Source organism: Microbulbifer maximicatervae (SeqCode), from assembly GCF_052467955.1.
This window is the reverse complement of the sequence record NZ_CP174329.1, coordinates 3,540,024-3,566,104: the sequence shown is the minus strand read 5'-3', so window position 1 is coordinate 3,566,104 and position 26,081 is coordinate 3,540,024. Positions and strand designations below refer to the sequence as shown.

Annotated in this window: 17 protein-coding genes; 8 read left to right on the top strand and 9 right to left on the bottom strand. The window is 52.8% G+C overall.

Going from position 1 to position 26,081, the window contains the following annotated elements; genetic code table 11:
* Window positions 1–2: 2 nt before the first annotated feature.
* The 4 genes from ACJJI5_RS15320 to ACJJI5_RS15305 all read right to left on the bottom strand — a co-directional run bounded on the left by ACJJI5_RS15320 (window position 3) and on the right by ACJJI5_RS15305 (window position 3,657).
* On the bottom strand, window positions 3–1,043 hold the full coding sequence (locus ACJJI5_RS15320; RefSeq protein WP_444893491.1) for a vWA domain-containing protein: 1,041 nt from the start codon (window positions 1,041–1,043) through the stop codon (window positions 3–5).
* Entirely contained in the window at window positions 1,036–1,581 is a 546-nt protein-coding gene (locus ACJJI5_RS15315) for a DUF4381 domain-containing protein (RefSeq protein ID WP_445354535.1), read from the bottom strand. Before ACJJI5_RS15315 ends, ACJJI5_RS15320 begins: the two co-directional genes overlap by 8 nt.
* A 127-nt stretch (window positions 1,582–1,708) precedes the next feature.
* Complete coding sequence (locus ACJJI5_RS15310) at window positions 1,709–2,686, bottom strand: DUF58 domain-containing protein (protein WP_445354534.1); 978 nt, start codon at window positions 2,684–2,686, stop codon at window positions 1,709–1,711.
* Window positions 2,686–3,657 (bottom strand): AAA family ATPase, encoded by a 972-nt coding sequence (locus tag ACJJI5_RS15305; protein WP_282932305.1) that lies wholly within the window; start codon window positions 3,655–3,657, stop codon window positions 2,686–2,688. Before ACJJI5_RS15305 ends, ACJJI5_RS15310 begins: the two co-directional genes overlap by 1 nt.
* Before the next feature lie 315 nt (window positions 3,658–3,972).
* Between ACJJI5_RS15305 and ACJJI5_RS15300 the strand changes: the two genes are divergently transcribed.
* Entirely contained in the window at window positions 3,973–8,862 is a 4,890-nt protein-coding gene (locus ACJJI5_RS15300; RefSeq protein WP_445356318.1) for an NAD-glutamate dehydrogenase, read from the top strand.
* Window positions 8,863–8,966: 104 nt separating this feature from the next.
* On the top strand, window positions 8,967–10,004 hold the full coding sequence (locus ACJJI5_RS15295; RefSeq protein WP_445354533.1) for a quinone-dependent dihydroorotate dehydrogenase: 1,038 nt from the start codon (window positions 8,967–8,969) through the stop codon (window positions 10,002–10,004).
* A 63-nt stretch (window positions 10,005–10,067) separates the two neighbouring features.
* Here ACJJI5_RS15295 and rmf read toward each other — a convergent pair whose 3' ends face one another.
* Entirely contained in the window at window positions 10,068–10,319 is a 252-nt protein-coding gene (gene rmf, locus ACJJI5_RS15290) for a ribosome modulation factor (RefSeq protein WP_108733677.1), read from the bottom strand.
* Between the two features lie 434 nt (window positions 10,320–10,753).
* Between rmf and rlmKL the strand changes: the two genes are divergently transcribed.
* On the top strand, window positions 10,754–12,952 hold the full coding sequence (gene rlmKL, locus ACJJI5_RS15285; protein ID WP_445354532.1) for a bifunctional 23S rRNA (guanine(2069)-N(7))-methyltransferase RlmK/23S rRNA (guanine(2445)-N(2))-methyltransferase RlmL: 2,199 nt from the start codon (window positions 10,754–10,756) through the stop codon (window positions 12,950–12,952).
* A 273-nt stretch (window positions 12,953–13,225) separates the two neighbouring features.
* Here the strand turns inward: rlmKL and ACJJI5_RS15280 are convergent, their stop codons facing one another.
* Both ACJJI5_RS15280 and ACJJI5_RS15275 read right to left on the bottom strand, forming a co-directional pair.
* A complete protein-coding gene (locus ACJJI5_RS15280) occupies window positions 13,226–15,616 on the bottom strand; it encodes a bifunctional serine/threonine-protein kinase/formylglycine-generating enzyme family protein (protein WP_445354531.1) in 2,391 nt (796 codons plus the stop codon).
* A gap of 17 nt (window positions 15,617–15,633) precedes the next feature.
* Complete coding sequence (locus ACJJI5_RS15275) at window positions 15,634–16,551, bottom strand: PP2C family protein-serine/threonine phosphatase (RefSeq protein ID WP_413662441.1); 918 nt, start codon at window positions 16,549–16,551, stop codon at window positions 15,634–15,636.
* 319 nt (window positions 16,552–16,870) lie between these two features.
* Between ACJJI5_RS15275 and ACJJI5_RS15270 the strand changes: the two genes are divergently transcribed.
* Window positions 16,871–17,731 (top strand): FHA domain-containing protein, encoded by an 861-nt coding sequence (locus tag ACJJI5_RS15270; RefSeq protein ID WP_445354530.1) that lies wholly within the window; start codon window positions 16,871–16,873, stop codon window positions 17,729–17,731.
* Window positions 17,728–17,982, top strand: coding sequence for a glutaredoxin family protein (locus tag ACJJI5_RS15265; protein ID WP_413662439.1), 255 nt, complete (start codon window positions 17,728–17,730; stop codon window positions 17,980–17,982). The genes ACJJI5_RS15270 and ACJJI5_RS15265 overlap by 4 nt, the downstream gene beginning before the upstream one ends.
* Window position 17,983: 1 nt before the next feature.
* Here ACJJI5_RS15265 and ACJJI5_RS15260 read toward each other — a convergent pair whose 3' ends face one another.
* A complete protein-coding gene (locus ACJJI5_RS15260) occupies window positions 17,984–19,990 on the bottom strand; it encodes a transglycosylase SLT domain-containing protein (protein WP_445354529.1) in 2,007 nt (668 codons plus the stop codon).
* A gap of 156 nt (window positions 19,991–20,146) precedes the next feature.
* Between ACJJI5_RS15260 and ACJJI5_RS15255 the strand changes: the two genes are divergently transcribed.
* A complete protein-coding gene (locus ACJJI5_RS15255; RefSeq protein ID WP_445354528.1) occupies window positions 20,147–22,012 on the top strand; it encodes an ATP-binding cassette domain-containing protein in 1,866 nt (621 codons plus the stop codon).
* Between the two features lie 53 nt (window positions 22,013–22,065).
* On the opposite strand, the gene ACJJI5_RS15250 is transcribed toward ACJJI5_RS15255, so the two are convergent.
* Window positions 22,066–22,509: a universal stress protein gene (locus ACJJI5_RS15250; RefSeq protein ID WP_282932316.1), complete on the bottom strand. Its 444-nt coding sequence runs from the start codon at window positions 22,507–22,509 to the stop codon at window positions 22,066–22,068.
* A 145-nt stretch (window positions 22,510–22,654) separates the two neighbouring features.
* On the opposite strand from ACJJI5_RS15250, the gene ACJJI5_RS15245 reads away from it, so the two are divergent.
* Window positions 22,655–23,185 carry a hypothetical protein gene (locus tag ACJJI5_RS15245; RefSeq protein WP_445354527.1) on the top strand — a complete coding sequence of 177 codons (531 nt, stop codon included), beginning with the start codon at window positions 22,655–22,657 and terminating at the stop codon, window positions 23,183–23,185.
* A gap of 207 nt (window positions 23,186–23,392) precedes the next feature.
* Window positions 23,393–26,080 (top strand): type I DNA topoisomerase, encoded by a 2,688-nt coding sequence (topA, locus tag ACJJI5_RS15240; RefSeq protein ID WP_445354526.1) that lies wholly within the window; start codon window positions 23,393–23,395, stop codon window positions 26,078–26,080.
* Window position 26,081: the final 1 nt, after the last annotated feature.

The following is a 26,081-nucleotide window of genomic DNA, read 5'->3' as shown; positions in this document are numbered from 1 at the left end:
ATTCACTGGGCTTGACCTCCATTGTTACGACTTAACTCTTCTCGTCTGGCAGGGAGCTGAAAATTGCTCGCCAGGGGAATCAGGGCCCAAATTCCAGCCAGTAGTAGGGCGATACTAAGGGGCCAGGTGAACAGGGACTTCATGGGGCGGTAACTTTCCGCTTCCTGTTCGACAGGCTCTAACTTATCCAGTTCGGCATAGATTTCTGCCAGCTCCTGCGGGTTGTGGGCGCGGAAATAGCGGCCACCGGTTTTGTCGGCGATTTCCTTGAGTGTCTTGCTGTCGAGGTCTCGCGAAGGGTTAATTCTGCGGCTGCCAAAACGGCTCCCCAGAAGGCCGGGTTGAACCATTTCGTCGGCACCTACACCGATGGTGTAAACCGTAATGCCCGCTTGCTGTGCCAGTTCGGCAGCTTTGAGCGGGGAGACTTCCCCCGCAGTGTTGGCGCCATCGGTGAGGAGTATCAGCACGCGTTGCTCTGCGGGGCGTTGGGTCAGGCGTTTGACCGATAGCCCAATGGCATCGCCGATGGCAGTTCCCTGTCCAGCAAAGCCGATCTGGGCCTCTTTTAGTAGAGTTTCTACTGTCTCCCTGTCATAAGTGAGTGGGGCTTGCAGGTAGGCGCGAGTACCAAACAATACCAACCCTAAACGGTCACCTTTACGCCGTTCAACAAAGTCACCAACCACCTGTTTTACTGCATTGATACGCATCGCCGGTCGGCCATTAATTACCATATCGGGCGTTTCCATGCTGCCTGAAATATCTACGGCAATAAGGAGATCCCTTGCGCTGCTGGGTTGAGATATCGGCTCCCCATACCACCGGGGGCGGGCTGCGGCGCTAATTAAAAGCAGCCAGATCAGAATCAGCAAAAACAGATTGAGCAGATTGCTTTGTTCACCGCCGCCACGTTGGGATAGCTCCGAATAAAATGGCACCTTCAGGGCGCTGCTCATGGGTTTGGAGCGAGGTAGCAGCCAGCGGGCGAGCAGCGGGAGTGGGGCTAAAAAGAAAACCCATGGCCAGGCGAATTCAAACATGCGCGGCCTCCCCGCCCTGGTGTTGAGGGCTATTTTTGGTGGGTTGTCCGTGCTGCTTCACCCATAAAATGGCATATTCCTGTAGCGCTTGGTTTTTGTCTGGGTCACAGCTGCCGCGATAGAGGTTTTCGACGAGTGCTTGTTGCGCATCAGGGGGGCACTCGAGTGGGGCTGACTTTTTCAGGAATTCGACCCATGCTGTGCCGATAAGATTGCCGCACTCTGTACGGCTATAGGTTGTAACTGCCACTCGCTTAAGTATTTCATTAATTTCTGGTACTGCATCCGCCTCCTCAGTATTTACTGCGGCGAGCAGTGAAGCTGCTTCGACACGATAGCGATTGCGTTCAACTTTTTTGCGCCGCTGCCGCCACCATAGGACAGCGGCGGCCAGACAAACAAGAATTAATACGGCCAACATCCACCAGCCTGGAGCGGGTGGCCACCAATTAACCGCATTGGGCTCTTGTATATCGCGGAGTTGCGATAACAATTCCTGGGCCTCGGGCGAAGGCGCTTGCGGTGTTGGGGATTGCATTTGTTTTGCCAGAAGACTTCCTTTTATCACGACTGGCCCTCAATTAAATTGCCAGTGCGTTTTGCTTTCGCTCCTTGGTTCGCCAAAACACTGGCGACTAGCTTTTTCTGCACTTTCAAACTCATTACTACTTGGGCCTTCTCGTATTTTGCCAGCCATTATTTCTTTGCCGCGAGCCGTAGACGGACATCAGTGCTGGAATAAGCGGTTGGGTGTTATCAAAGTCCAGCAACGGCAGCCGATAACGCCGGCACAGTTGTTCAACCTCGGCGCGGGCTCGGGCTTGCTTTTCGGCAAAATGTTCGTGTACCGGCCGATTGCCGGCATGAAGGAATGTGCGCTGGCGACCGTCAGATATAGTGAGGGATTGGTCGGGCAGATGTTGCTCCAGCGGGTCCGATACCCTCAGCACCTGCAGGTCGGCATGGCGGGATAAAAGATAGAGTGGCTGTGAGCAGCTCTCGTCGAGATCATGGCAATCACTGATTAAAAAGAGTGCACTTCCAGGGCGTGCGATTCTTCGCGCTTCCTCCAACAATGTTTTCAGTGTTTGACTGCCCTGTTCGGGGACGGGGCTGCTCAGTTCCGTAGCGCGGGCAACCGTACTGTGAATCATCGAAAGTACGGCGTGGTGGCTGCGGCGCGGGCGCACTGTGTCTATTTCCCGGTCGGAGAAAAGTAGCGCCCCGATCCGATCGCTGTGCTGTAAACCAGCCCAACCCAGCGCTGCAGCGATGCCGCTAGCCGTCACCGATTTAAATGCCCGTTTGCTGCCGAAAAACATCGGTGAGCGCAAATCCAACAGGATAACTACCGGGCGCTCGCGCTCCTCTTGGTAAAGTTTGGTGTGGGTTTGGCCGGTTCGAGCTGTTACGCGCCAATCAATGGAGCGCACATCATCGCCGGCCTGGTAGTTCCGCACTTCCTCAAAATTCATGCCGCGGCCGCGATAGCGAGTGAGCAGGCTGCCGGCCTGATCACTGCGGGCCAGGCGCGGTTTGAATAATTGCAGCTGCCGTGCGGCGTAGCGCATTTGTATCAACGGCGTTACTTCGGGATAAGCCCCGCGCAGTTCGAGCTCAGTTGGGGGTGCTTCAGCGGACATCAGATAGCAGGCACCTGTTGAAGTAATCGCTCAATTACCTGGTCGGTAGTAATTCCCGCCGCTTCCGCCTCAAAACTCAACAGGAGTCGGTGGCGTAAAATATCGGGAGCGACATTCATCACATCATCTGGGGTGACGTAATCGCGCCCGGCGAGCCAGGCGTGAGCGCGCGCGCAGCGATCCAATGCAATTGTTGCTCTCGGACTTGCACCAAAATCTAGCCATGACGCCAGCTCGCTGTCATACTTCGCCGGCTCGCGAGTAGCAATGACAAGTTGGACAGTATAGGTTTCCACGGCCTCAACCATCTGCATTTCCAGAATTTGGTTGCGCGCCTGAAGAATGGTTTCTTGGCTGATAATTTCAGTGGGGCGATTTTCGCCAAGGCTAGCCTCGGATCTGGCCAGGCGCAGGATTTTTGCTTCCGCCTCCGCATTGGGATAGGCAAGATTTACCTGCATTAGGAATCTATCTAATTGTGCCTCTGGCAGAGGATAAGTCCCTTCCTGCTCAATAGGGTTTTGGGTAGCCATTACCAAAAATAACTGGGGAAGGGGATAAGTTTTTCGGCCGACACTGATCTGCCGTTCTGCCATAGCTTCGAGCAGCGCCGACTGAACTTTGGCTGGCGCACGGTTAATCTCATCGGCCAGTATCAGGTTGTGAAACACTGGACCTGGTTGAAAATGGAACTCTCCGGTTTCCGGCCGGTAAATGTCGGTGCCGGTAATATCCGCCGGAAGCAGATCTGGCGTAAATTGAACGCGATGGAAGTCACCCTCAATAGCTTCGCCCAGTGTTTTAATGGCCTTGGTTTTGGCCAGGCCTGGCGCTCCCTCCACCAAAAGGTGGCCATCGGCCAGCATGGCGATCAGCAATCGGTTAACCAATCTCTCTTGACCGATAATCTGCTCTTCCAACCAATCGCCCAAAGCGGCGATATGATCCCTAATAGTCTGGTTTGCTTCCATAGTATCTCTTCTTCTGAGAATTTAGCCGCCGCACGGACCTGGCTGGCTTTCTACCATCTATATATAGTCGCCGCCGAGAAGGTGGCGACTGATGATTTTAGCGGCACCAAATGAAGAGGCAACTCTTGAGACGTAGGCCTCTGCCGAGCCGACTAGATTCTGAGGTGGAATGGACTTCTCCTCACTGTCTGACTGAAAGTGTAATTTTTAGGACTCGACCCTGCAGCTGCGTATGGGCTGAGATGATGACCTTTTCGGATCTACAGTGTTTGGATTCGATGTGACAAAAATGAGATTGGGAGGTTCCCCGTGAATATGGCGACGGTTATTACCGACAGCCGTGAAGAATTAGTTGCGCAGATTTGCGAGCTGATTCGTGACAAGCTGACCAGCGAAGCCGAACCCGTTGTGGCTTTTGCCCAGCAGTTCCTCAATCAGTACCCATTAGAGGATCTGGCCGGTCGTCGTCTTGTTGACGTCTATGGCTGCATATACACCTGGTGGAACTTTATTCAACAGCGCCCGGGCGGCCTACCCAAGGTGAAGGTTTTTAACCCCCGCCTCGAAGACGATGGTTGGGAGTGCTCGCATACGGTCATTGGTGTGCTGCAGCGGGATATGCCATTTCTGGTGGACTCCATTCGCATGGAGATCAATCGCCGAAATACAGTGACTCATTCGATAAAGAGTACGGTGGTTCGAGTCGAGCGTGATGCCAAGGGGAAACTGACTCGCCTGTTGCCGCCAGAGGAAGAGTTACTGGGTGAAAAGCCGCAGGCAAAAGGGAAGCGCATTACGAACGAAGCGATGATTTATGTCGAGATTAATCACGACACTTCATCTGAATTCGCTTCAGGTTTGATGACTGGCTTAAAAGACGTGCTCGGCGATGTGGAACTGGTGGTGGACGACTATGTCCCAATGCTGGAAACCTGCAGCGCAATGGAGGGGCAGTTACAGGCGGGACTTCCAGATGAAGATACCAACCTATTGGAAGCCAGTGCATTTTTACAGTGGATGCGCGACGGTAACTTCACCTTCCTGGGATATCGTGAGTACGAGTTCAGTGTTGTCGGGGATAAAAAAATCCTCAATGAAGTTGAAGATCGCAGGCTCGGTATTTTCAAAAAGCTGGAAGAGGCTGCGCCTATGCTGGAAACCTCTTTTAGTGAGGGCAAGCAGCGTTTCTACCAAGGGCCCAATTACCTGACATTTGCCAAGTCCTCCGTTAAGTCTCGGGTGCACCGCACGGCCTATTCGGACTACGTGATGATTAAGCGCTACAACACCGATGGTGAGGTGATTGGTGAAGCGGCGTTTATGGGTCTTTATACCTCGCCGGTTTACACTGAGAGCCCGGCGAAAATTCCGATTATTCGCCGAAAGATGGCCTCGATCATCGAGTCTAGCGGTCTCTCCGGGCAGGGGCACGATGGCAAAGCCCTGCGCCGGATTCTCGATACCTTCCCAAGGGATGAACTTTTCCAGGGCAGCACCAAAGAGCTGTTTGACGTGGTAATGGGTGTACTGCAGCTAAATGAGCGGGCTCACCTTCGTCTGTTTATGCGTCGCGACCCCTTTGGTAAATTCGTTACTGCCACGGTATACGTTCCCCGTGAGTTGTTTAACAGTGATGTGCGCGAGGTGATTTGCGCGCATATTGCCAAAGCGATTAATGCGAAGGACTCGGACTTCACCACTTTCTTCTCCGAATCCATTCTCGCGCGGGTTCATTTTGTTTTCCGCGTGTCCCCCGATGAGCCTGTTGATTTTGATGTCGCGCTGCTGGAGGCGCAAATTGTGGATATTACCCGCTCCTGGGAAGATGTTTTCCAAAGATCACTAATTGAAAATAGCGGGGAAGAAGAGGGCAGTCGTCTCTATCGTACTTTTGGCCGCGCCTTCCCGGCGGGGTACCGTGAAGACTTTGAGCCTCGTATTGCGGTGCAGGATGTAGCAGCCGTTCAGAGCCTCAGTGAAGATAACCGGGTAGCAATGAGTTTCTACCAGCCGGTGGGGGCCGCTCAGGGCAGCCTGCGGTTCAAGGTATTCAACTGGGGCAGCGGCCTGACGCTCTCCGACGTGATTCCCGTGCTGGAAAATCTGGGTTTGCGGGTTATTGGTGAATTCCCCTATACGATTCGCCCCCGTGGCTATACCGATGTGTGGATGCACGAATTCCATCTGGAATTTGGTCTGCCCACTAAAATTGATGCGCAGGCATCCCGTGGCCTGTTCCAGGATGCGTTCGCGGCGATCTGGAATCACACGGCGGAAAGCGATGCCTTCAATCGCCTAGTGCTGGCCGCCCGCCTTAACTGGCGCGAAGTATCCATGCTTCGTGCCTACGCCCGTTATCTGAAGCAAACCAAGTCCGGTGCCAGCCAGAGCTATATTGCCGCTACCCTGGCCAGCCACGTGGATATCACCCGCAACCTGGTAGCCTTGTTTAGGGCGATGTTCGATCCCCGTTTAAGCACTGGTAAGCAGGAGCAGCCCCGTGTCGAGCGCTTGATCGCTAAAATTCACGATGGTTTGGATACGGTTGATAACCTGAATGAAGATTTGGTTCTGCGCCGTTATTTGGAATTAATCCTGGCGACCCTGCGTACTAACTTCTTCCAGGTGGATGATGAAGGGCAGCCCAAGGATTATATTTCGATCAAATTCAGTCCCCGGGATATTCCCGGCATTCCCGAACCCCGTCCGGAGTTTGAGATTTTTGTTTACTCCCCTCGTGTGGAAGGTGTGCACTTGCGCGGCAGTAAAGTCGCTCGCGGCGGCCTGCGTTGGTCTGACCGACTGGAAGATTTCCGCACAGAAGTTCTGGGCCTGGTAAAAGCCCAAGCGGTGAAAAATGCGGTTATTGTACCCAGTGGTGCAAAAGGTGGATTTGTCGTTCGACGTCCGCCGACCGATGGCAGTCGCGAAGCCATGATGGAAGAGGGAATCTCCTGCTACAAAACCTTTATTCGTGGCCTTTTGGATATCACTGACAATCTGAAAGATGGCGAAGTTGTACCGCCCAAGTATGTTGTTCGCAGGGATGAGGATGACCCCTACCTGGTAGTGGCTGCGGATAAAGGGACGGCGACTTTCTCAGATATTGCCAACGGCATTGCCGGGGAGTATGGCTTCTGGATGGGCGACGCTTTCGCCTCCGGTGGCAGCCAGGGATACGACCATAAGAAAATGGGTATTACAGCCCGTGGAGCCTGGGTATCGGTGCAGCGCCACTTCCGTGAGATGGGGGTGGATGTCCAGAAAGAAAACTTCTCTGTTGTCGGCATTGGCGATATGGGTGGAGATGTTTTTGGTAACGGCATGTTGCTGTCTGAGCATATCTGCCTGAAAGCGGCCTTTAACCACCTGCATATTTTTGTGGACCCCAATCCGGATGCAGAATCCAGCTTTAAAGAGCGCCAGCGTTTGTTCGCGTTGCCCCGGTCGAGCTGGAGAGATTACGAGCGCAAATTAATTTCCAAAGGTGGTGGTATCTTCGAGCGTCGCGCCAAGGCCATTGCTATTACGCCCGAAATGAAAGAAGCGTTTGATATCAAACAGGATCAACTGAACCCCAATGAGCTGATTAGTGCCTTGCTCAGAGCGCCGGTGGATCTGATCTGGAATGGCGGTATTGGCACTTATGTTAAGGCGACTACCGAGACGGACTCCGAAGTTGGTGACAAGTCCAATGATCACTTGCGCGTTGATGGTCGGGAGTTGCGTGCCAAAGTCTTTGGCGAGGGCGGCAACCTGGGTATGACCCAGCGTGGACGTATTGAGTTTGCTCTCAATGGCGGGCGTTGTAACACCGACTTTATCGATAATGCGGCCGGTGTGGATTGTTCTGACCACGAGGTAAATATCAAGATCCTTCTGGATAAAGTTGTTGCCCAGGGTGATTTGACTGAAAAGCAGCGCAATGAGCTGTTGGATGGGATGACCGATGCTGTCGGTGAATTGGTGCTGCACAATAACTATGAGCAGACTTTTGCCCTCAGTGTGGCGGAATATCAGGTTGCCAAGCGCCTGGACGAGTACCGCAGAACTATCAACACTTTGGAAGACGACGGCCGATTGAACCGCGCGCTGGAGTTTATTCCTGACAACGAGCAGATTTCTGAGCGCGAGCACAAAGGGCAGTCCCTGACCCGCCCCGAATTATCGGTTCTAATTTCATACGTTAAGGTCAAGTTGAAAGAAGAGCTGCAAAATGCACAAATCACCGACAATGAGCGGGTGCGTTTTGCGGTTGAGTCTGCATTCCCGGAAAAATTGGTCGAGCGTTATCGCGACCAAGTCTATGACCATCCGCTGTTGCGCCAGATCGTGGCTACCCAGGTTGCCAATGAGATGGTTAACAGTATGGGTATCACCTTCTACAACCGTATCGGTACAGCCACTGGCGCCGATGTGAACGATGTAACTGCCGCTTATGTCAGCGCTCGTGATGTGTACGAGATGCACGACTTCCAGGAGCAGCTGGCTGCGCTGGACTACAAGGTGCCAGCGGAGCTGCAAACAGAACTGCTGAACTCGATGATAGGCCGTGTGCGCCGGGCAACCCGGTGGTTCCTGCGCAATCGCCGCAATGAGTTGGAGCCAGCTACCAACTGCGAGCTGTTCCAGGAGCCGGTACAGCGGGTTATTACAGCGCTGCCGCAGGTCTTGAGTGGCGAGCCCCTTAACGAATGGGAGCAGCGCTACCAGAAACTCCTGGAAGCAGGGGTACCAGAGGCCCTGGCCCTGCTGTCGGCGTCGCCCACCTACCTCTACTCGGCACTGGGTATTTCCGAGTCGGCGCGAGCTAGCGATACTCCCGTAGAGGAAGTTGCCACGGTTTACTTCAGGCTGTCGGATGAGTTGAACCTGCACTGGTTTGGCAATCTGATCGTCGACTTGCCGGTAGACAGCTTCTGGCAGGCGCAGGCCCGAGAGACCAGTATGGATGACCTGGACAGCCAGTTGTCGACACTGGCGGTGAACATTCTCCGCTTAGGCAAGGCTGAAAATCTTGATGTAGAGGGTGCAATGTCCCGCTGGAGCGCTATCATGGCGCCCGCAATTCAACGCTGGCACAATATGATTGCCGAGTTGAAGTCTACTTCTGTCGGTGACTTTGCCATGTTCACTGTGGCTTTGCGCGAGCTAATGTATCTCGCCCACGCCACTGCGGACCGGGAAACCCTGGCAGAACAGTAGCGGAATAGAGCCCAGGGGCCGCTCAAAGGTCCCTGTAGTATCGTCATCACAAGATAGAGCCCTTCGTTTTTCTGAAGGGTTCGCCTCCCCACGTAAGGAAAGGTATGTATTCAACACTGCGTAAAGCCTTGTTTGCGCTTGACCCTGAGCGGGCCCACCATTTGTCGATTGATGCCATTGGCGCTGCAGAGCGCCTCGGTTTGATGTCCCTGTACAAAAAGTCGGTACCGGATGATCCGGTCGAGTTGATGGGGCTCACTCTACCCAACCCGGTCGGTTTGGCCGCTGGTCTGGATAAGAATGCGCAGGCCTTTAACGGTTTCGGAGCCCTGGGATTTGGGTTTGTTGAAGTGGGCACCGTGACACCGCGCCCCCAACCTGGCAATCCGCTGCCAAGGCTGTTTAGGGTGGAAGAGGCCGATGCGATTATTAACCGTATGGGTTTTAACAACCTCGGTGTTGACTACCTGATTGAAAGAGTGAAAAAGCGCCGTTATAGCGGTGTCTTGGGGATCAATGTAGGTAAGAACTTTGATACTCCAGTGGATAAGGCCGCCGATGACTACTGCCTGTGTATCGAGAAGGTGTACCGCTACGCCGACTACATCACTGCCAACGTTTCCTCTCCCAATACCAAAGGGCTACGTGACCTCCAGTTTGGTGACAGTCTCAATCGCTTGCTGGGCAGCATCAAAGACAAGCAGATGGAGCTGGCTCAAAAGAGTGATCGCTACGTCCCTGTCGCCGTCAAGATTGCCCCGGATATGGAAGGTGATGCGGTGGCGCAGATAGCTGAGGCACTGTGTGAGTACGATATCGATGGGGTGATCGCTACCAATACGACGATCGATAAGTCTTCAGTCGCCAAGCTGCCCCATGGTAGCGAAGAGGGCGGTTTGAGCGGAAAACCCCTGAGAGCGCAATCCACCAAGGTCATCGAGCTGTTATCGAAAGAGTTGAGCAAGCAGATCCCGATTATTGGGGTTGGCGGTATTTTTGATGGTGACAGTGCGGCTGAAAAGATTCGTGCTGGGGCGACTGCCGTACAGATGTATACCGGTTTTATCTATCGGGGGCCTGAGTTGATTCGTGAGGCGGCAGAGGCAATTGCTTTGGAGCGCCGCCGAACAGAGCAAGGGTAAGCTGTATCAGTTGCTGACTGCTAGGAAAAGGGGGGCTTTTGACGATAAGCCCCCTCGCCATCGCTAAATGGTGCTCCACCCGTCAGGGTATTGGATGTCGGTAGAAACGGCGCCATAAATTTCCAGTTTTTGCGCCTTGGTCACTCTGTCGAAGCCATTCCAGTAATCTTCCCGCCCCTCACGCCAGCCGTTGATCCACTCCTGATGAGGATCCTCTTCGACAAATGGGCAGCTATCCATAGACTTGTTGTTCAGGGCTGCCAAATAGCCCTTGTAAAATGCCCTGTCGGCGTGATTTCGTTTTTGGCGTTTCATCGTATACGGCACCTCTACTTTGTCGGTCTGTGGACAGTTTGTCGGCAGGTTCGCAAACGGCTCTATTTGGGGGTGTCTCTCAATGAATTTTAGTGAAGGAAATAAGTCTTTGAACGGACCGACCCAATCCACCTTATTAGTAAGAGTAAAGTGGCTGCGTGGGAATCGGAAAATATCTCTAGATGACAGTATGACTTATGGGGCAGGTAGTAATTAACGGCAGGGCGTATTCTCTTCTGCCACAAAATGGGATAATCGTCCTCTTTTGGGCAAGGCGATAATGCTCAATTTCCCTAGTTGGGGGCGGTAAAGGTTTTGCCTCCAAGTTTTATTTGTGCGTACTGGCGGCGCAGACGTTGCCGGCAGCTTTAAATGGGCGGTCTTTATTGGCGCACAAAACTTCCTCCACAGGAGGAGCTTAATGAGTAAGTATTTTGACAGATTTACAAACCGAAGAATTTGAGTTTACGGCTACGTGTCCCAAGGGAATAGAGGGACTGCTCGCTAATGAATTACGCGACCTGGGTGCAGGGTCTGTAAGGGAGCAGCCGGCGGCAGTGTATTTTTCCGGCTCCCTGAAGCTGGCTTACCGCTGCTGTCTGTGGAGTCGCTTGGCAAACCGCATTATGTTGCGTTTGGCGCAGGTACATGTAGCCACCGCTGAAGACCTCTACCGAGCAGTTGCCGAGCAACCCTGGGAGCTCCACATTCGCTCCTCGGGCAAGCTGTGGATGCAATTCTCTGGGACCAACCGAGAGATCCGCAATAGTCAGTTCGGTGCTCAAAAAGCAAAAGATGCCATTGTCGACCGCCTTCGCCGCCAGTCGGGAGCCCGTCCAAGTATTGATAAACATCATCCAGATTTGACGGTTGCCTTGCGCTTGCACCGGGATAAGTTGGATATTGCCATCGACCTAAGCGGTGACAGCCTACATCGCCGTGGCTACCGAACCCATATCGGTGCAGCCCCACTGAAAGAGAACCTTGCGGCAGCACTGTTGCTGCGAGCCGGCTGGCCAAAGATTGCCGAGCAGGGTGGAGCATTGCTCGACCCGATGTGTGGCTCGGGCACTATTCTGGTGGAGGCGGCGATGATCGCTGCTGATATAGCACCGGGATTAATGCGGGATAGCTTTGGTTTTGAGCGTTGGCTGAACCACCAAAGCGATATCTGGAATGAGCTTCGCGAGGAGGCATTACAGCGTCAAGGCGTTGGCCTGGCGCGCGAACTGCCAGAGATTCGCGGTTACGATGCCGATGCGAAAGTCTTGTTTGCGGCTGAAGCTAATATTGCCCGGGCCGGTCTGGAGCGCCAGGTGCGAGTGAGTTGCCGCCCAGTAGCAGGGTTTAGGGTACCGAGTCATAGAGAAGTCAAAGCGGGATTGGTTTTGACAAACCCACCCTACGGTGAGCGCTTGGGTGAGCAGGAGGCTTTGCGGGAGACCTATTTTGAACTGGGGCGGCAGTTAAAAGCGGAGTTCCCGGGCTGGTTGGTCGGTGTGTTTACCGGCAATCCGGAACTGGGTTATGCCACCGGTTTACGCTCTCATAAGCAGTACCAGCTATACAATGGCAGTATCCCCAGTCAGTTGCTGATGTTTGAGGTTCGTGCGCAAAGTGGGGCGGTGGCGAGTGAAGCCACTGGGCCGAAGTTATCACCCCAGGCGGAGATGGTAGCGAATCGCTTGCGCAAAAATCTGCGCACTACGGGTAAATGGGCCGCGAGGAGTGGCGTGGATTGTTATCGCCTCTACGATGCGGACTTGCCTGAGTATGCTGCGGCTATCGATATCTATAAAACCCTGGATGGCGCCGTGTACGCGCATTTGCAGGAGTATCGTCCGCCGGCCACTATCGAGGAGGAGAAAGCTCGGGGACGCTTGCGCGATTTGTTAAGGGCCCTTCAGTCCGTGCTCGAATTGCCTCGCGCGAATATCAGTATTAAAGAACGCCGTCGCCACAGCCACAAGGGCGGAGGTAAGGGTGGAAGTCAGTATCAGAAGCAGACCGAATCCAGAAAGGAACTCTGGGTTGGGGAGTATGGTGCTGAGTTGGCGGTAGATCTGTGGAGCTACCTGGATACAGGGCTTTTCCTGGATCATCGCCCGGTGCGCAAATATCTGCGAGAGATTTCTGCCGGTAAAACATTCCTAAACCTTTTCTGCTATACCGCCAGTGCGACAGTCCAAGCGGCTCTGGGTGGTTGCAAGCAGAGCACTAGTGTCGATATGTCGCGAACCTATCAAAACTGGGCGGGACAAAATTTCCGTGCTAATAACATGGATCCTTATCGCCATCAGTTGGTAGAGGCCGATTGTTTGCAGTGGCTTGAGTCTGCTCAACAGAACAGGAAAGGCCATTACGATTTAATATTCATGGACCCCCCGAGTTTCTCCAATTCCGCGAAGATGAGCGGGGTACTAGATATTCAGAGGGACCACGGGAAATTGATTCGTCAGTGTATGTCCCTGTTGTCGCCTCAAGGTCGCTTGGTGTTTTCCAATAACTTGCGTAGCTTTAAGATGGACGAGGACGTTTCCAGTGAATACTCGGTAGAGAAGCTGAACCTTCTGGATAAGGATTTTCAGCGCAATCCGAAAATTCACAATGTTTGGGAGCTGCGGCTGAAGTAGGGTGGTACTAACGCTTTAGTGATTTGTGGTCGGCTTGATTTGATAGCCGGCCACAATTAAATGCTTAAAATACCTGAGGCTTGATAAGTTTTGACCATTGAAATTGAGGGATTTTACAAGCTGGAGGTAAATCGCCGTCCAGTGTCAATTTACTTGTAATTCAATTCTAGGTTAATTTGGGCCAGCGGCTTTCAGCTAGAACTTTGCATAAATAAAAAGATAGCGAAAGTTGACGGTACAACCACAGAAACCCGATTCGCTGTGAGCTCGAATCTATTCATTCAGATCCATTACAACCCGTATCCCCACATCCTTTGAGCGCGCGGTTTCATTGAGGCCTTTTCGGTAGTCAGAAGAAATCTTACTAGAGGTATCACGCATTGAGCCGCCCCTTACAGAATGAAGTTGGCAGCCGTTAATCTTTATAGGCGCTGAAGTAGTTTTTGTTGGGTTGTATCCAGCTTGGTAGCAGTCTTCCACCCACTCAGCCACGTTCCCTGCAGTGTCAAAAAGGCCAAAAGGATTCGCCTGGTAATGCCCTACGGGAGCTGTACTGATACTGAACAGCTTTGTAAATTCGCTAGAGCAACCCCTGCGGCAATTCGCTTTTCCCCGGACGTCGCTGGAAGCCCACCAGTATTGGTGGGAACTACCTCCCCGGGCTGCGTACTCCCACTCGGCTTCACTGGCCAGCCGATACTGCTTGCCAGACTCCTTTGACAGCCACTTCACATACCTTTGTGCGTCCCGCCAGGTCACATTAATTACCGGTCTATCGCCGCGCCCCCAGCCTGCATCGCTGGGTTTAGCACTGCCGGTGGCCTCGGCGAAACGATCGTATTCGGCAAAGGTGACCTCATAGATGGATATAGCAAAGTCCTGCTCTACATTTACCCTGTGCGCAGGGCTGGCCAATCGCCGCTGGTTATTGCCCATGGTAAAGCTGCCTGCTCCCACTGCGACCATTTTCGGGCCTAAGCCACCGGAGGATAATTCAGATTGAAATCGCTTGCCGATAAAGTAGGCAGGTTCCAGCTCGATCGCCACTTCGAGGTTTTGTTCTTCCAGCAAGACCCACTGGCGAACTTTACTGAAGCCCCGTTTACTCACTTCCACATCATATTTGCCTGGGCTCAATTCAAGCCCCGGCTGGTAACGGGGGGCTATGTTCATAATCCGCACACGGGCATCAGACGGCTTTGTGTTAATCGTTAGGCTGTACAGCTTGGGTTGGTTCTCTGCTCTTGGCTCTGCAGGCTCAGGCGTGAGAACTTTTGGGGGCTCAATATTACTCCTGGCAATCAGTGCCTGATTACCACTGAGGGGTAGTTGTGCATCTGCATTGAGCGAGGAAGGTAGATTTAGCTGGGTAACTTGTACCTGTGAGTCTAGGGCATCTGCTGCTGATTCAGTTGGCGCAGACTCTGTATTTGAATTTGGAGCAATATTGGCAGGCTGCTCCGCGGTACCTAGTAGGGTGGCAGCTGTAAAATCGGCAGCGCCGTCCAATATAGGTAGTCCAAGTTGCCAGCCGGCCTTGTGATCAACGATGCTATACAGGCCCCAGGTTGAGGTAAGGCCAACAGCGATAAAGCAGCTCATAAGCCAGGAGCGCTTGTGTTTTGTTGGCTCAGCGAGGAACTGCCGCAGGCGTACAACAGTATCCTGCTCCTTACGCTCTGGCTTCTCGGGCGTTTCCTTCCGTTTCCAACTGGAAGCAACTCTCCCGAGTTGGTCTGCCACACTGCCGTAAATGGTCAGTACAAGTGCTTTTGCCAAGCTGGAAGTTTTTAAAGTTGAATTGTTGAGCTGGCTGATTTGGTTGGCCGGCTTTCCGGCGAGGGCTGCAACCAAATCATCTGCGGCATCGGCGATATCCAGGCCGCGTTGAAATCGCTTATCCGGATCTTTGGCCAGGAAGTGATCAAGTAGAGGCTGATAAAGTGCGTATCGGGCTGGCAGTCGCGGTATTGGGTCGGTGAGGTGCTTTATTGCAATGGCGACGGCTTCGTCTGCCTGATAGGGCACGGCTCCTGTGAGCATTTCATAGAAAACAACTCCCAGGCTATACAGGTCGGCACGACCGTCAACCGCTGCTCCGCGAGCTTGTTCCGGGCTCATATAGTGAGGGGTTCCCACAACCATCCCGCTGTTAGTCATACGGGTGGTTCTCGCGATAGCCCGGGCAACCCCAAAATCACTGAGTACGGCCGATCCGTCTTCGCGAAACAGGATATTCTCCGGTTTCAGGTCTCGGTGTACATAGCCCTTGCTATGGGAGTGGTCTAGGGCCATGGCTATCTGGCGCACAACATTAAGCGCCTCAAGAGGCTCAAGCCCACCTTTGCTTAAACGCTCTGCAACCGAGCCCCCAGGCATGTAGTCCATGGCGATATAGTTCAGGCTGCGGTAGCGGCCAATATCGTGAATACCGACGATATTTGGGTGTGACAGCTGCCCAACGATATTTGCTTCCCGCTGGAACCGCTCACTGAATATTGGATCAGCGTTCAATACTGGCGACATAACTTTTAGTGCCACCTGCCGGCCCACACTGCGCTGTATAGCCAGGTAGACTGAGGACATTCCCCCCTGATTGATCTTCTTGAGGATGCGGTAGCCCGGTATCTGCAGTGAAGAGGTGCCGCTATTGACGACTTCCATGAAGTGCTTTCCCTATCTTAAAGCAGAGTTGAAAGTCCGTAGGCAACTGCGGTGGCTAAGGCGACTGTGAAGAGGAGAATGAAGGGGCGATACTTTCTGAGTGTGGAGCCGGGCAGGGTGGGCTCGCTAATTGGGTTGAGGGATGCGGTAGAAGAAGGTTGCGCTGTGGATGGGGCATCTATGACCTGAACAGTGACGTTATCTTTGCCTCCTGCATCCAATGCTGCAGCGATTAGAAGTTCTGTTGCTCTGTGTGTATCACTGTTTTCTGTCAATATCTGGCTGATTGAATTTGCTGGTACTTCCGAACTAAGTCCATCGCTGCAGATGAGTAGTCTCTGTCCTGCTGCCCAGCGATAGGAGACTCGGTCCACTTCGAGTTTGGGGTTGGTACTACCGCCGATACATCGGGTAATTACATGCCGGTTGGGGTGAATTGCGGCTTCTTCGGAGTTGATAGCGCCTGAATCCATCAACATCTGTACGTAGGAGTGGTCGCTGGTTAGTTGGGTGAGCTTCCCTGTTGTGCCTTCGGGAGCCCAGAGGTAAGCGCGGCTGTCTCCAACCCAGTAGATATGAAAGTAGTCACCCTCTTCAGCAACAACGACCGCAGTAGAGCCCATATTGGCTGTGGTTTGTTCATCGCCCAGTAAAAGGGCGTGCGCTTTTTGCAAGGCACGCTCGTAGTGCTTGTCAGTTTCCGCTGACTTTTGGATTTCTTCAACAACAGTTTTGCTCGCGAGTTCACCAGCGTGGTGACCGCCAAGGCCATCGGCTACAACCCAGATACCTTTGTCTTCCGCAGCCCAATAGGCATCTTCGTTCTGTTCACGCTTATAGCCGGTATGGGTTGCGCCGGCACTGCGTGTAGCGTCTTTGCTTTGCTGAACTATCCCGCTGTGCCGTGATACTTCGCGTACTTTGGCTTCACTCACTGGCGTGCAACTACCTGTAATTTATTTAATCTTTCTAACGGTGATAACCCTCCGGTAATCACACGCCTCTTCCCTGTTGTGCTCTCGGCTTATTCAAGTTGCCGATCACTTTGTAGGTCATCGCTGAATCTGTTAAATACTAGACCTTTGGGCCATTTTAAGCTGCAAACCGAATCACACGCTAATGATATCGCCCATGATAAACTCAACTTTATCAATAAAAGTGAGTGTTTCGGCTGCTTTTTAACATTAGTTAAGCTCACTGTCTTCAATAATTGGCCAATTTCACACGGCCATTTTGGCTTTAGGAGCGATTTCGATGCTCAAACTTTGTGATGTCAATGATCTCAGCCAGAGCGTATGGCTGGTATCGCCGGGAGTAACTGTGGGGCGGGCGCAGAGTAGTGACTTGTGTATTGCCGATGATTCCGTAGCGAAGTCGCACCTTAAAATTGCGGTTAATGGCGATGTTCTGACTTTGCACAATTTGTCGGGCGCGGCCCGTGTCTTGCTTAATGGTCAGCCAACTGGTACACCGTGCCAGTTAAAAATAAACGATCAGGTCAAAGTGGGCAGCCGTTTACTCCAGGTAATCGACCCTAAGGTAACTAAGCTTAAGTCTGGCCCCCCTAAGTCTGCTTCGAATCAGGGCGTTGCCTGGGCGCTAAGAGCCAATCACCGGGCTATTGCAGGAAAGGTGTTCCCTGTGAAAGAGAGTGCGGTAATTGGGCGCTCCGATGAGTGTGATATAACTTTTTCGCTTTCTCATCTTTCGCGTAGGCACGCTCGTCTCGAAGTAAGGGAGGGCTTACTGTTCGTTATTGACTTAGGTTCGGCAAATGGGACTTTTGTCAATAATAGAAAGGTTAGTGAGAGTCGGGTGCGCAGGGGAGATGAGCTCCGGCTCGACACTTTAAGTTTTTCAATTGTCGGCCCAGCTGACGATAACAACCGCACGGCTGTACGCCCGGCTTTGCCGGAGTTCGAATTGCCCAGTTCTACCTCTGTCTCTGGAGAAGCCGATACAGTCCCCTACGCAGTGCAACCCAGTTTGTCCGAGGAGGTACCTGAGGAAGTCGATAAGCCAAAGGCTAAAAGTAAAACGTGGCTTTTAATAGTGGGGCTTGCGCTAAGTGTTGCGGGATATCTCTGGGGCAGCAGCCAGGGGGTTTTTGGATGAGCGATATAAAAGAGCTTTTGCTCTACACCACTTTGGGTTGCGGCCTGTGCGAAAAAGCCAAAATTGAAATTTGGCCTGCCCTGGAAAAATTCAACTTGCGTCTTCGCGAGGTGGATATCGCCGAGGATGAAGCGTTAATGGAGCGCTTTTCTATCCGCATTCCGGTGGTTGGCCTTGGAGACCCCGACGATGTTTGCGGTTGGCCGTTTGACCAGGTCCAATTGCAAGATTGGCTGAAGGAGAGGCTTTAAATTACAGCCGGCTCGCAGCTTCACTCTCCCTTAATAGTTGCAGCTTGGTGCCGCTTCGGTAGGCGTAAATTACAGAATAGGCGAGTACATTTTGCACATAATTACGCGTTTCCCGGAATGGAATGGTTTCAATCCACACATCATAGGGCAGCTGTTTTCGGGTCTCTTTTAGCCATCCCGCTACGCGGGTTGGCCCGGCATTATAGGCGGCGGCTGCCAGAAAGCGGTTATTGTCAAAGCGGTTAAGTAAGCTACTTAAGTAAAAGCTGCCCAGCGCAATGTTAGTATTGGGGCTCAAAAGGTCCCAGCTGCGTCGATAGCGCACCCCCGCTCTGCGTGCAGTAGCTTTTGCCGTGGATGGGAGCAATTGCATAAGTCCCAGGGCCCCGGAGCTGGATTTTGCATCGTGGCTAAAGTGGCTCTCTTGTCGTGCCACAGCGTAAATCAGATATGGCTCTATTGCCGAGCTCTGGGCACCAACCTGTTTGCTCACATCGTGAACAATATCGGAAAAAGCGAGTGGGAATCGCAGCTCCAAGTCGTCGAGGTAGTCAGCCGCAAGCACTGACTGGATTGATTTATGGTACCAACCCCAGGCGCTAGCTACTTTGCCGGCCGCAAGTAATTCCTGGTGGTCCATAGCTCTTGTGGCATAGCTCCATTCCCTTCGGGCATGGAAGAGTTCGCCTATCGCTTGTAATTCTCGGGCCCTCAGCAGTTCGGGGCGCTTTGCCATCTCCTGCACTTGAATGGGGGTGATTGGTGCCGGCCGGTGCTCAAAGCTGTACTGTTGCCCCAAGGTATCAGCGGCAAGGAAACCGTAGTAACTGCGATTGCGGGCGGCTTTGCGGTAAAGGTGGGAGGAAGCTTCGGAACTTCCTGTGCCATAAAGTTCTTCCAGTGAGCGGGCTTTCCAATATATCCACCGGTCGAGTTGTTGTTTCTCCTCTGGCAGGCGGTCAATCCAGAACGCGACCTGTTGCCAATTTAATTCACGTAGGGATTGTCTGGCTAGCCACTCGATGGTACGGCCATCGGTCACTGTGTGATGTTCAACCAGCTGTTGCAAGCGCTGCATATTATCCTGGCGAGCAAATTGACGCGCCAAGTGCTTGAACATGGCTTCTTGTTGGGCATCGGAAAACAAGTAGCTGGCCTGATAGCGGTGCCACGCAGTTTCAGCTTTGATCGCGTCTTTTTTCGCCAATTGGTGCAATCCGTGCAACACGCTATCGCGATATTCCAGTGGGTTGTAGGCGAACTTGGTGTCAGTGAGAAGCTTCTGTGGGTTGCGATGGACCGAGCGTAAAAGTTTGGCTTTCTCTGCTTGTGCTGGCGTCATTTTTTTGGCGATATAACGTGCCAAATCGAGATTGCCTTCTTCGACTGCCAGCAGGTGCCGCTTCCAAGCGAGTTCCTGCGTCAAGCCGCCGTTTTTTATCCAGCGGGCAAAAACGGGGTCGCACTCCTCGACTTGGGACCGGCCAACAAGCCAGAGTTCTGATATCAACTGCTGTGTTTCTGCCTGATAGCCGTCTCGGCGCGATAGGGCATCGGCGTAATAGCAGTGGAGGGAGGTGCGACTGTGTTGCGAAGGTTGGTAATAGCGCAGGTAAGTCGAGAACTTTTTTTGACTACCGAGTTGGCGCAACAACCTGACCATCATCCAGTCGCCAATAGCCGTGCCTCTGTTGCTCTCCAGGAATTGATCAACTTCTTTTAAGGGCAGTTGGTGCAGTTTTTCACTGAGCGCCCAATAGTCAATATAAGCAGCGAGGGGATAATCTTTGAGCTCAGCTTTAAGTGCTCGAAGTTGCCGTCGATCCTTGTATTTTATCGCCTGCCGGGCCTGGCGCAGCTTTTCTCTCTGCGCCGCACGATTATCTTCGGATACTTCCGGTGCGATAGCGGTTGACTGAACAGATTGTGCATTAGTGGGCACGGCTGTGCAGAGACAGGTGATGATTAGGGCAGAAAGAAGCGCGATTCCTTTTGCGTCAGCTGACATCTCAATTACCTCAGTTGGACGTGTGTTTCCAGCTATGACTGACTATACGGTAAAAACGCGTAAAATAGCTGATTTTTCACAGAACCCGAAAGAGCCGACTTCGCTTCTTTCATCAGCGGGATTGAGGTTCGGGTTTGATAATTGTAGTGCCTATTTATGTTGCTTCTATTGGATGGGGTCAGTCTTCGTTACGGGACCCAGGTACTGGCAGACAATGTCAGTGCAAAAGTTGAGCGTGGAGATCGTATATGCCTTGTGGGGCGTAATGGGGAGGGGAAATCCAGCCTGTTGCGCTTGATAGCGGGGCAAGTTGACGCGGATAGTGGCGAGATTGTTCGTGCCAGCGGTATGGTTCAAGCGGTTTTGGAGCAGGAGTTACCTGCCGATTGCCCCGATTCTGTCTACGGATATGTTGCTATGGGATTGGGCGAAATAGGCGTTGTTTTGTCGGCGTACAGGGACTCCCCCACAGCAGAGCTACAAGCCAAAATCGAAGCGGCTCACGGTTGGGAGCTTCTGCCGAAAGTGGACAGTGTATTAGATCGTTTGGGGCTCGATGCAGACGAAAAGGTTGCCGACCTTTCCGGTGGCTGGCAGCGCCGTGCTGCTCTGGCTCGCGCTTTGGTGGTGGAGCCTGATCTGCTGATATTGGATGAGCCAACCAACCACCTGGATATTGCTGCAGTCGAATGGCTTGAGAATTTCCTCGCCAGCTATCGTGGCGCTCTTTTGTTTGTGAGCCATGATCGGGCATTGGCACAACGTTTGGCCACCAGCGTATGGGATTTGGATCGTGGACACCTGCGGACATTTCGCTGCAAGTTCGACCGTTACCAGGAAGAAAAAGAGAAGCTTCTTGAAGAAGAGGCAAAAAATGAAGCTCTTTTCGACAAGAAGTTAGCACAGGAAGAGGCCTGGATTCGCCAGGGCATCAAGGCTCGCCGAACCCGTAATGAGGGACGGGTAAGAGCGCTTCAAGCACTGCGTCGCCAAAGGGAAGCGCGCCGGTCCCAGCAGGGTATAGCCAAGATGGCCCTGGATAGCGGTGAGATGTCCGGCAAATTGGTTGCTGAGTTGAAGGGCGTCACTTTTGCTTATCCCGATGAGCAACCGTTGATTAGGGATTTATCATTCACGCTGATGCGTGGAGACCGCGTTGGCTTAATAGGCCCCAATGGTGTCGGCAAAAGTACCCTGATCAAATTGCTGCTGGGAGAGCTAAAGTCCCAGGGGGGGAGTGTGCGCCTGGGTACCAAGCAGCAAGTGGCTTATTTCGATCAGCGCCGGGATCAGCTGAATCCCGATTTGACTGTGCTCGATAATGTCGCCGAAGGGCGCGACTCAGTGACTATTGGTGGTAAAAGCCGCCACGTAATGTCTTATTTGGCCGATTTTCTTTTTAGTGGTGTTAAAGCCCGTACTAAAGTCAGCGCCTTGAGTGGTGGAGAGAGAAATCGCGCCTTGCTGGCAAAATTGTTTAGCCAGCCCGCCAATATTTTGGTGCTTGACGAGCCCACCAATGACCTGGATGTAGAAACCCTGGAGCTGCTTGAACAGTTACTCCTGGACTTTGGCGGAACGGTTCTGCTGGTGAGCCATGACCGTGCTTTCCTGGATAATGTGGTGGGCTCATGCCTCGCATTTGAGGGGGATGGCCGCATCCGTGAATACGTGGGTGGTTATGGGGATTTTGTGCGCCAAGGTGGCAGCTTTGTCGCTGAGCTGAAAGAAGTTAAGCCAGCTGCTAGTAAACCAAAGGAAAAGCCCCAGTCCCAGGCGGCGGCTCCAGCGAAGAAAAAGAAACTGAGCTATAAGCTTCAAAGAGAGCTGGATAGCCTACCCGCCTTGATTGAGTCTTTGGAAGAAGAGATAGGGGCTATTGAGCAAGAGGTTGCCGACCCCAGTTTTTATCAGCAGGAGCAGGCGTTGGTGCAGGCTAAGCTGAACACCCTGACGGAAAGGCAGGCCCAGCTCGAAGAGGCATTTGAACGCTGGTCAGAGCTGGAGGGGGGAGACGACTAAGTTGAAGGGGAAGCTGCAATTCTTGCTGCTTCCCCCTCCCCAATTTTGAAGGATTATTCGTCTTCCATATGTACCCGAATCGCCAGAACGTCGCATTTGGCGCCATGGAGAACGCCGTTAGCGGTGGAGCCGAGTAATAGCGCTAAGCCGTGACGACCGTGGCTGCCAATAATGATTAAGTCGGCTTCGATATCTTTGGCTAAGCGATGAATCTCAGTAGATGGCTGGCCGAGTATTACGTGCTGGCGATCTGCGGGGATATCCAGCCGATCGGCGGCTTTTTGCAATTGCTCCTTGGCCTGGGATTGTAGTTGGTCCTGTACCTCGGAGAGGTCCATTGGGATGTCGCCGCCATAGGCAAAAGTCAGGGGCTCAATGGCGTGAAGTAAGCTTAACTCTGCACCAAATGCTTCAGCCATATCAGCGGCCCTATCAAGTACCTGGGAAGACTCTTTTGACAGGTCCAAGCCCACGAGGATGTGTCGGTATTTCGCCATAATTTACCTGCTCCTATCCCTTTTATTGACTGTGAAAAACACCCTTGTGACACCTATTTTGAGTCTACCGCAAAAAAAACCGATTGACATAGATCACGCGGAACACCGCACAATAGTCACTTTTTTCCACTGATGAGGAGTGGTTATGTCTGATTGGTTGCCGGTGATTATCGTCGGATTTGCCATCGCTTTGGTGCTGGGGCCGGTGATGTGGCTAAAGCCCAATGCCCGTGACAGCCGTCTTGCAGATTTGCGTAGCCGGGCGGCCCAGGCTGGCATTACCGTACAAATCCAAGCGCTGCCTGCGGCGTTGGGTGATGGGACTGCAGCTGTCTATTATCACCGCTGGCAGAACCGTAAAGGCCTGAGTGTGGGGTGGGTTTTGGATAAACAACGGATTGAGCACGAGCTGAATTTTTCCGGTGTTTGGGATTGGGCTGATGGCCAGCCAGCTCCGCAAGGGGCATGGAAATATTTGCGCGAGCTACTGGAAAAAATCCCTCGGGACGCCTGTGCGATTACTGCAACACCAGTGGGTCTCGGTATTCAGTGGCCGGAGTCAGGAGGCAAACAAGCCTTCCAGAAACTAATGGCGTCGCTCGATGAGTACACCCCCTTAATAGAAGAAGCTATTCGAAAAGTGAGTTCGCGCGCGGCGACTGAGGGGCTGTCTTGATTGCCGTAATAGCGGTGTAAAAGAGCGTCTACTGAGTCGCATTTAGGCGGACTGCCCAGTGCCAATTTTGGTGACTGTGAGTGGAAAATTGTCAGCTTTGCTTGACCGCGCTTGAAGTGAGGCTTATATATTCGCGCAGCACAAGCCCGATAAGAGGGCTTGAAAGACTTGCAATAGCAGTAAATTTTCATTTGAAATCAAAGGCTTATGGGTAAATCACTGGTCATCGTCGAATCACCGGCCAAAGCGAAAACCATCAATAAATATCTCGGCAAGGACTTTGTTGTGAAGTCCAGTGTCGGCCATATTCGCGATTTGCCCACAGGTGGGGGCAATAAACAGCCGGTTGACGCAAAGGAGCGCGCCCGTCGTGCAGCGGAAACACGCAAGCTTTCCCCCGAGGCGAAAGAGGCTTATAAGCGGAAGAAAAACCGCGATCAGCTGATTAAGCGTATGGGGATCGACCCGGATCACGAGTGGCAAGCCCACTACGAGATACTGCCGGGTAAAGAGAAAGTGGTGAGTGAGTTACAAAAACTCGCCGAAGGCGCCGATCATATCTATCTCGCAACGGACTTGGATCGCGAGGGAGAGGCAATTGCCTGGCATTTGCGTGAAGCAATTGGTGGCGATAACGATCGCTACCGCCGGGTAGTGTTTAATGAAATTACCAAGTCTGCGATTCAGGAGGCCTTTAAAGATCCCGGCCGTCTGAATATTAATCGGGTAAACGCCCAGCAAGCGCGCCGTTTCCTCGATCGAATCGTTGGCTATATGGTGTCCCCTCTACTGTGGGAAAAAGTGGCCAGAGGCTTGTCTGCGGGGCGTGTGCAATCTGTTGCGGTCCGCCTCGTAGTTGAGCGGGAGCGGGAGATTCGCGCGTTTATCCCGGAAGAGTACTGGACCCTGTTTGCCGATACGGCGACGGCAAAGGCTTCCAAGCTGCGCCTCGAGGTGAAAAAGCAGACTGGTGAGGCTTTCCGTCCTACCAACGAAGAGCTGGCAATGAGTGCTGCCAAGCAGCTTCAGTCCAGTGAGTTTGTTGTTTCCGCTCGTGACGATAAGCCAACCAGCTCCAAGCCCAGTGCACCATTTATTACGTCCACCTTGCAGCAGGCGGCCAGCAACCGCCTTGGCTTCAGTGTGAAGAAGACCATGACCCTGGCCCAGCGCTTGTATGAAGCCGGTCATATCACCTACATGCGTACAGATTCCACCAATCTCAGTAAAGAGGCTGTGGAATCTGCACGGGATTATATTGCCGAGAATTACGGCGATAAGTATCTTCCAGAAAGCCCCAATAGCTACAGCAGTAAAGAGGGCGCTCAAGAGGCGCACGAAGCGATTCGCCCATCCGATGTTCGTATCGCCCCAAATATGTTGTCCGGTGTTGAGCGGGATGCGGAGAGGTTATACAACCTGATTTGGCAGCAGTTTGTGGCCTGCCAGATGACGCCTGCCCAATTTACCTCCTCTTCAATCGTGGTCAGCGCAGGTGACTTTGAGTTGCGTGCGCGAGGTCGAGTAATTCGTTTCGATGGTTTCCTGAAAGTTGCGCCACCGAGCGGCAAAAAAGATGAAGATCTGGTGCTTCCAGATGTGAAGGTAGGCGAAAAGCTATCCCTGCAACAGCTGGATCCCAAGCAGCACTTTACCAAGCCGCCTGCGCGGTTTAGTGAAGCGGCCCTGGTTAAGGAACTGGAGAAGCGCGGTATCGGCCGCCCCTCCACCTATGCTTCCATTATTTCCACGATCCAGGATCGCGGTTATGTCCGCTTGGAAAACCGTCGTTTTTACGCTGAGAAAATGGGGGATATTGTTACCGATCGTCTCAGCGAAAGTTTCAAGAACCTGATGGACTACGGATTTACCGCAAACCTGGAGGAATCCCTGGATGCGGTTGCCGACGGCGATAAGGGTTGGAAGCAACTGCTCGATGAGTTTTATCAGGACTTTTCCGGGCGCCTGGAAAAAGCCCAGTCTGCCGATGCAGGTATGCGTCGCAATACGCCGACAGACACCGATATCGAGTGCACCAAATGTGGCCGCCATATGCAGATCCGCACTGGCTCCACCGGTGTATTCCTGGGGTGCTCTGGATACGCACTGCCGCCAAAAGAGCGTTGTACCAATACCATGAACCTGGTTTCTGGTGATGAGGCGGTCGATGCGGATAAGGACGAGGAAGCTGAATCCAGGTTGCTGCGGGAGAAGCGCCGCTGCGGCAAGTGCGGCACGGCTATGGATAGCTACCTGTTAGATGAGCAGCGTAAATTGCATATCTGTGGCAACAACCCGGATTGCAATGGCTACGAGATTGAGCAGGGCACTTTTAAAATTAAAGGCTATGACGGCCCCATTATTGAGTGCGATAAGTGTGGCAGTGATATGCAGTTGAAGTCTGGTCGCTTTGGCAAGTACTTCGGTTGTACCAATGAAGACTGTAAAAACACCCGCAAGCTGCTGAAAAATGGGCAGCCGGCGCCACCGAAAATGGATCCGGTTCCCATGCCGGAATTGGCCTGTATCAAAGTGGAGGATCACTATATCCTGCGCGATGGTGCCTCGGGTCTATTCCTGGCTGCCAGTCAGTTCCCGAAAAACCGTGAGACCCGTGCGCCCCTGGTTAAAGAGCTGCTGCCTCACCAGAGTGAGATCGATCCAAAATACAGCTTCCTATTCTCTGCACCGACGCAAGATGACAGTGGGCGGGATACCGTAGTTCGATTTAGCCGCAAAACCCAGGAGCAATATGTTCAATCTGAGGAAGAGGGCAAGGCGACCGGTTGGCGTGCTTTTTATCGTGATGGTGGTTGGAAAGTAGAGGCCTCCACCAAGAGCACTGCCGCCAAGCGCAAGAAACCGGCAGCTAAAAAGACAGCGGCAAAGAAGTAGG

Bases quoted from the DNA above. Each gene is read 5' to 3' on its own strand.
- ACJJI5_RS15270 (WP_445354530.1), top strand. From the start codon at position 16,871: ATGCTCAAACTTTGTGATGTCAATGATCTCAGCCAGAGCGTATGGCTG.
- ACJJI5_RS15315 (WP_445354535.1), bottom strand. From the start codon at position 1,581: ATGCAATCCCCAACACCGCAAGCGCCTTCGCCCGAGGCCCAGGAATTG.
- ACJJI5_RS15260 (WP_445354529.1), bottom strand. From the start codon at position 19,990: ATGTCAGCTGACGCAAAAGGAATCGCGCTTCTTTCTGCCCTAATCATC.
- ACJJI5_RS15250 (WP_282932316.1), bottom strand. From the start codon at position 22,509: ATGGCGAAATACCGACACATCCTCGTGGGCTTGGACCTGTCAAAAGAG.
- rmf (WP_108733677.1), bottom strand. From the start codon at position 10,319: ATGAAACGCCAAAAACGAAATCACGCCGACAGGGCATTTTACAAGGGC.
- ACJJI5_RS15300 (WP_445356318.1), top strand. From the start codon at position 3,973: ATGGCGACGGTTATTACCGACAGCCGTGAAGAATTAGTTGCGCAGATT.
- ACJJI5_RS15310 (WP_445354534.1), bottom strand. From the start codon at position 2,686: ATGTCCGCTGAAGCACCCCCAACTGAGCTCGAACTGCGCGGGGCTTAT.
- ACJJI5_RS15245 (WP_445354527.1), top strand. From the start codon at position 22,655: ATGTCTGATTGGTTGCCGGTGATTATCGTCGGATTTGCCATCGCTTTG.
- topA (WP_445354526.1), top strand. From the start codon at position 23,393: ATGGGTAAATCACTGGTCATCGTCGAATCACCGGCCAAAGCGAAAACC.
- ACJJI5_RS15255 (WP_445354528.1), top strand. From the start codon at position 20,147: ATGTTGCTTCTATTGGATGGGGTCAGTCTTCGTTACGGGACCCAGGTA.
- ACJJI5_RS15295 (WP_445354533.1), top strand. From the start codon at position 8,967: ATGTATTCAACACTGCGTAAAGCCTTGTTTGCGCTTGACCCTGAGCGG.
- ACJJI5_RS15320 (WP_444893491.1), bottom strand. From the start codon at position 1,043: ATGTTTGAATTCGCCTGGCCATGGGTTTTCTTTTTAGCCCCACTCCCG.
- ACJJI5_RS15305 (WP_282932305.1), bottom strand. From the start codon at position 3,657: ATGGAAGCAAACCAGACTATTAGGGATCATATCGCCGCTTTGGGCGAT.
- ACJJI5_RS15280 (WP_445354531.1), bottom strand. From the start codon at position 15,616: ATGGAAGTCGTCAATAGCGGCACCTCTTCACTGCAGATACCGGGCTAC.
- ACJJI5_RS15265 (WP_413662439.1), top strand. From the start codon at position 17,728: ATGAGCGATATAAAAGAGCTTTTGCTCTACACCACTTTGGGTTGCGGC.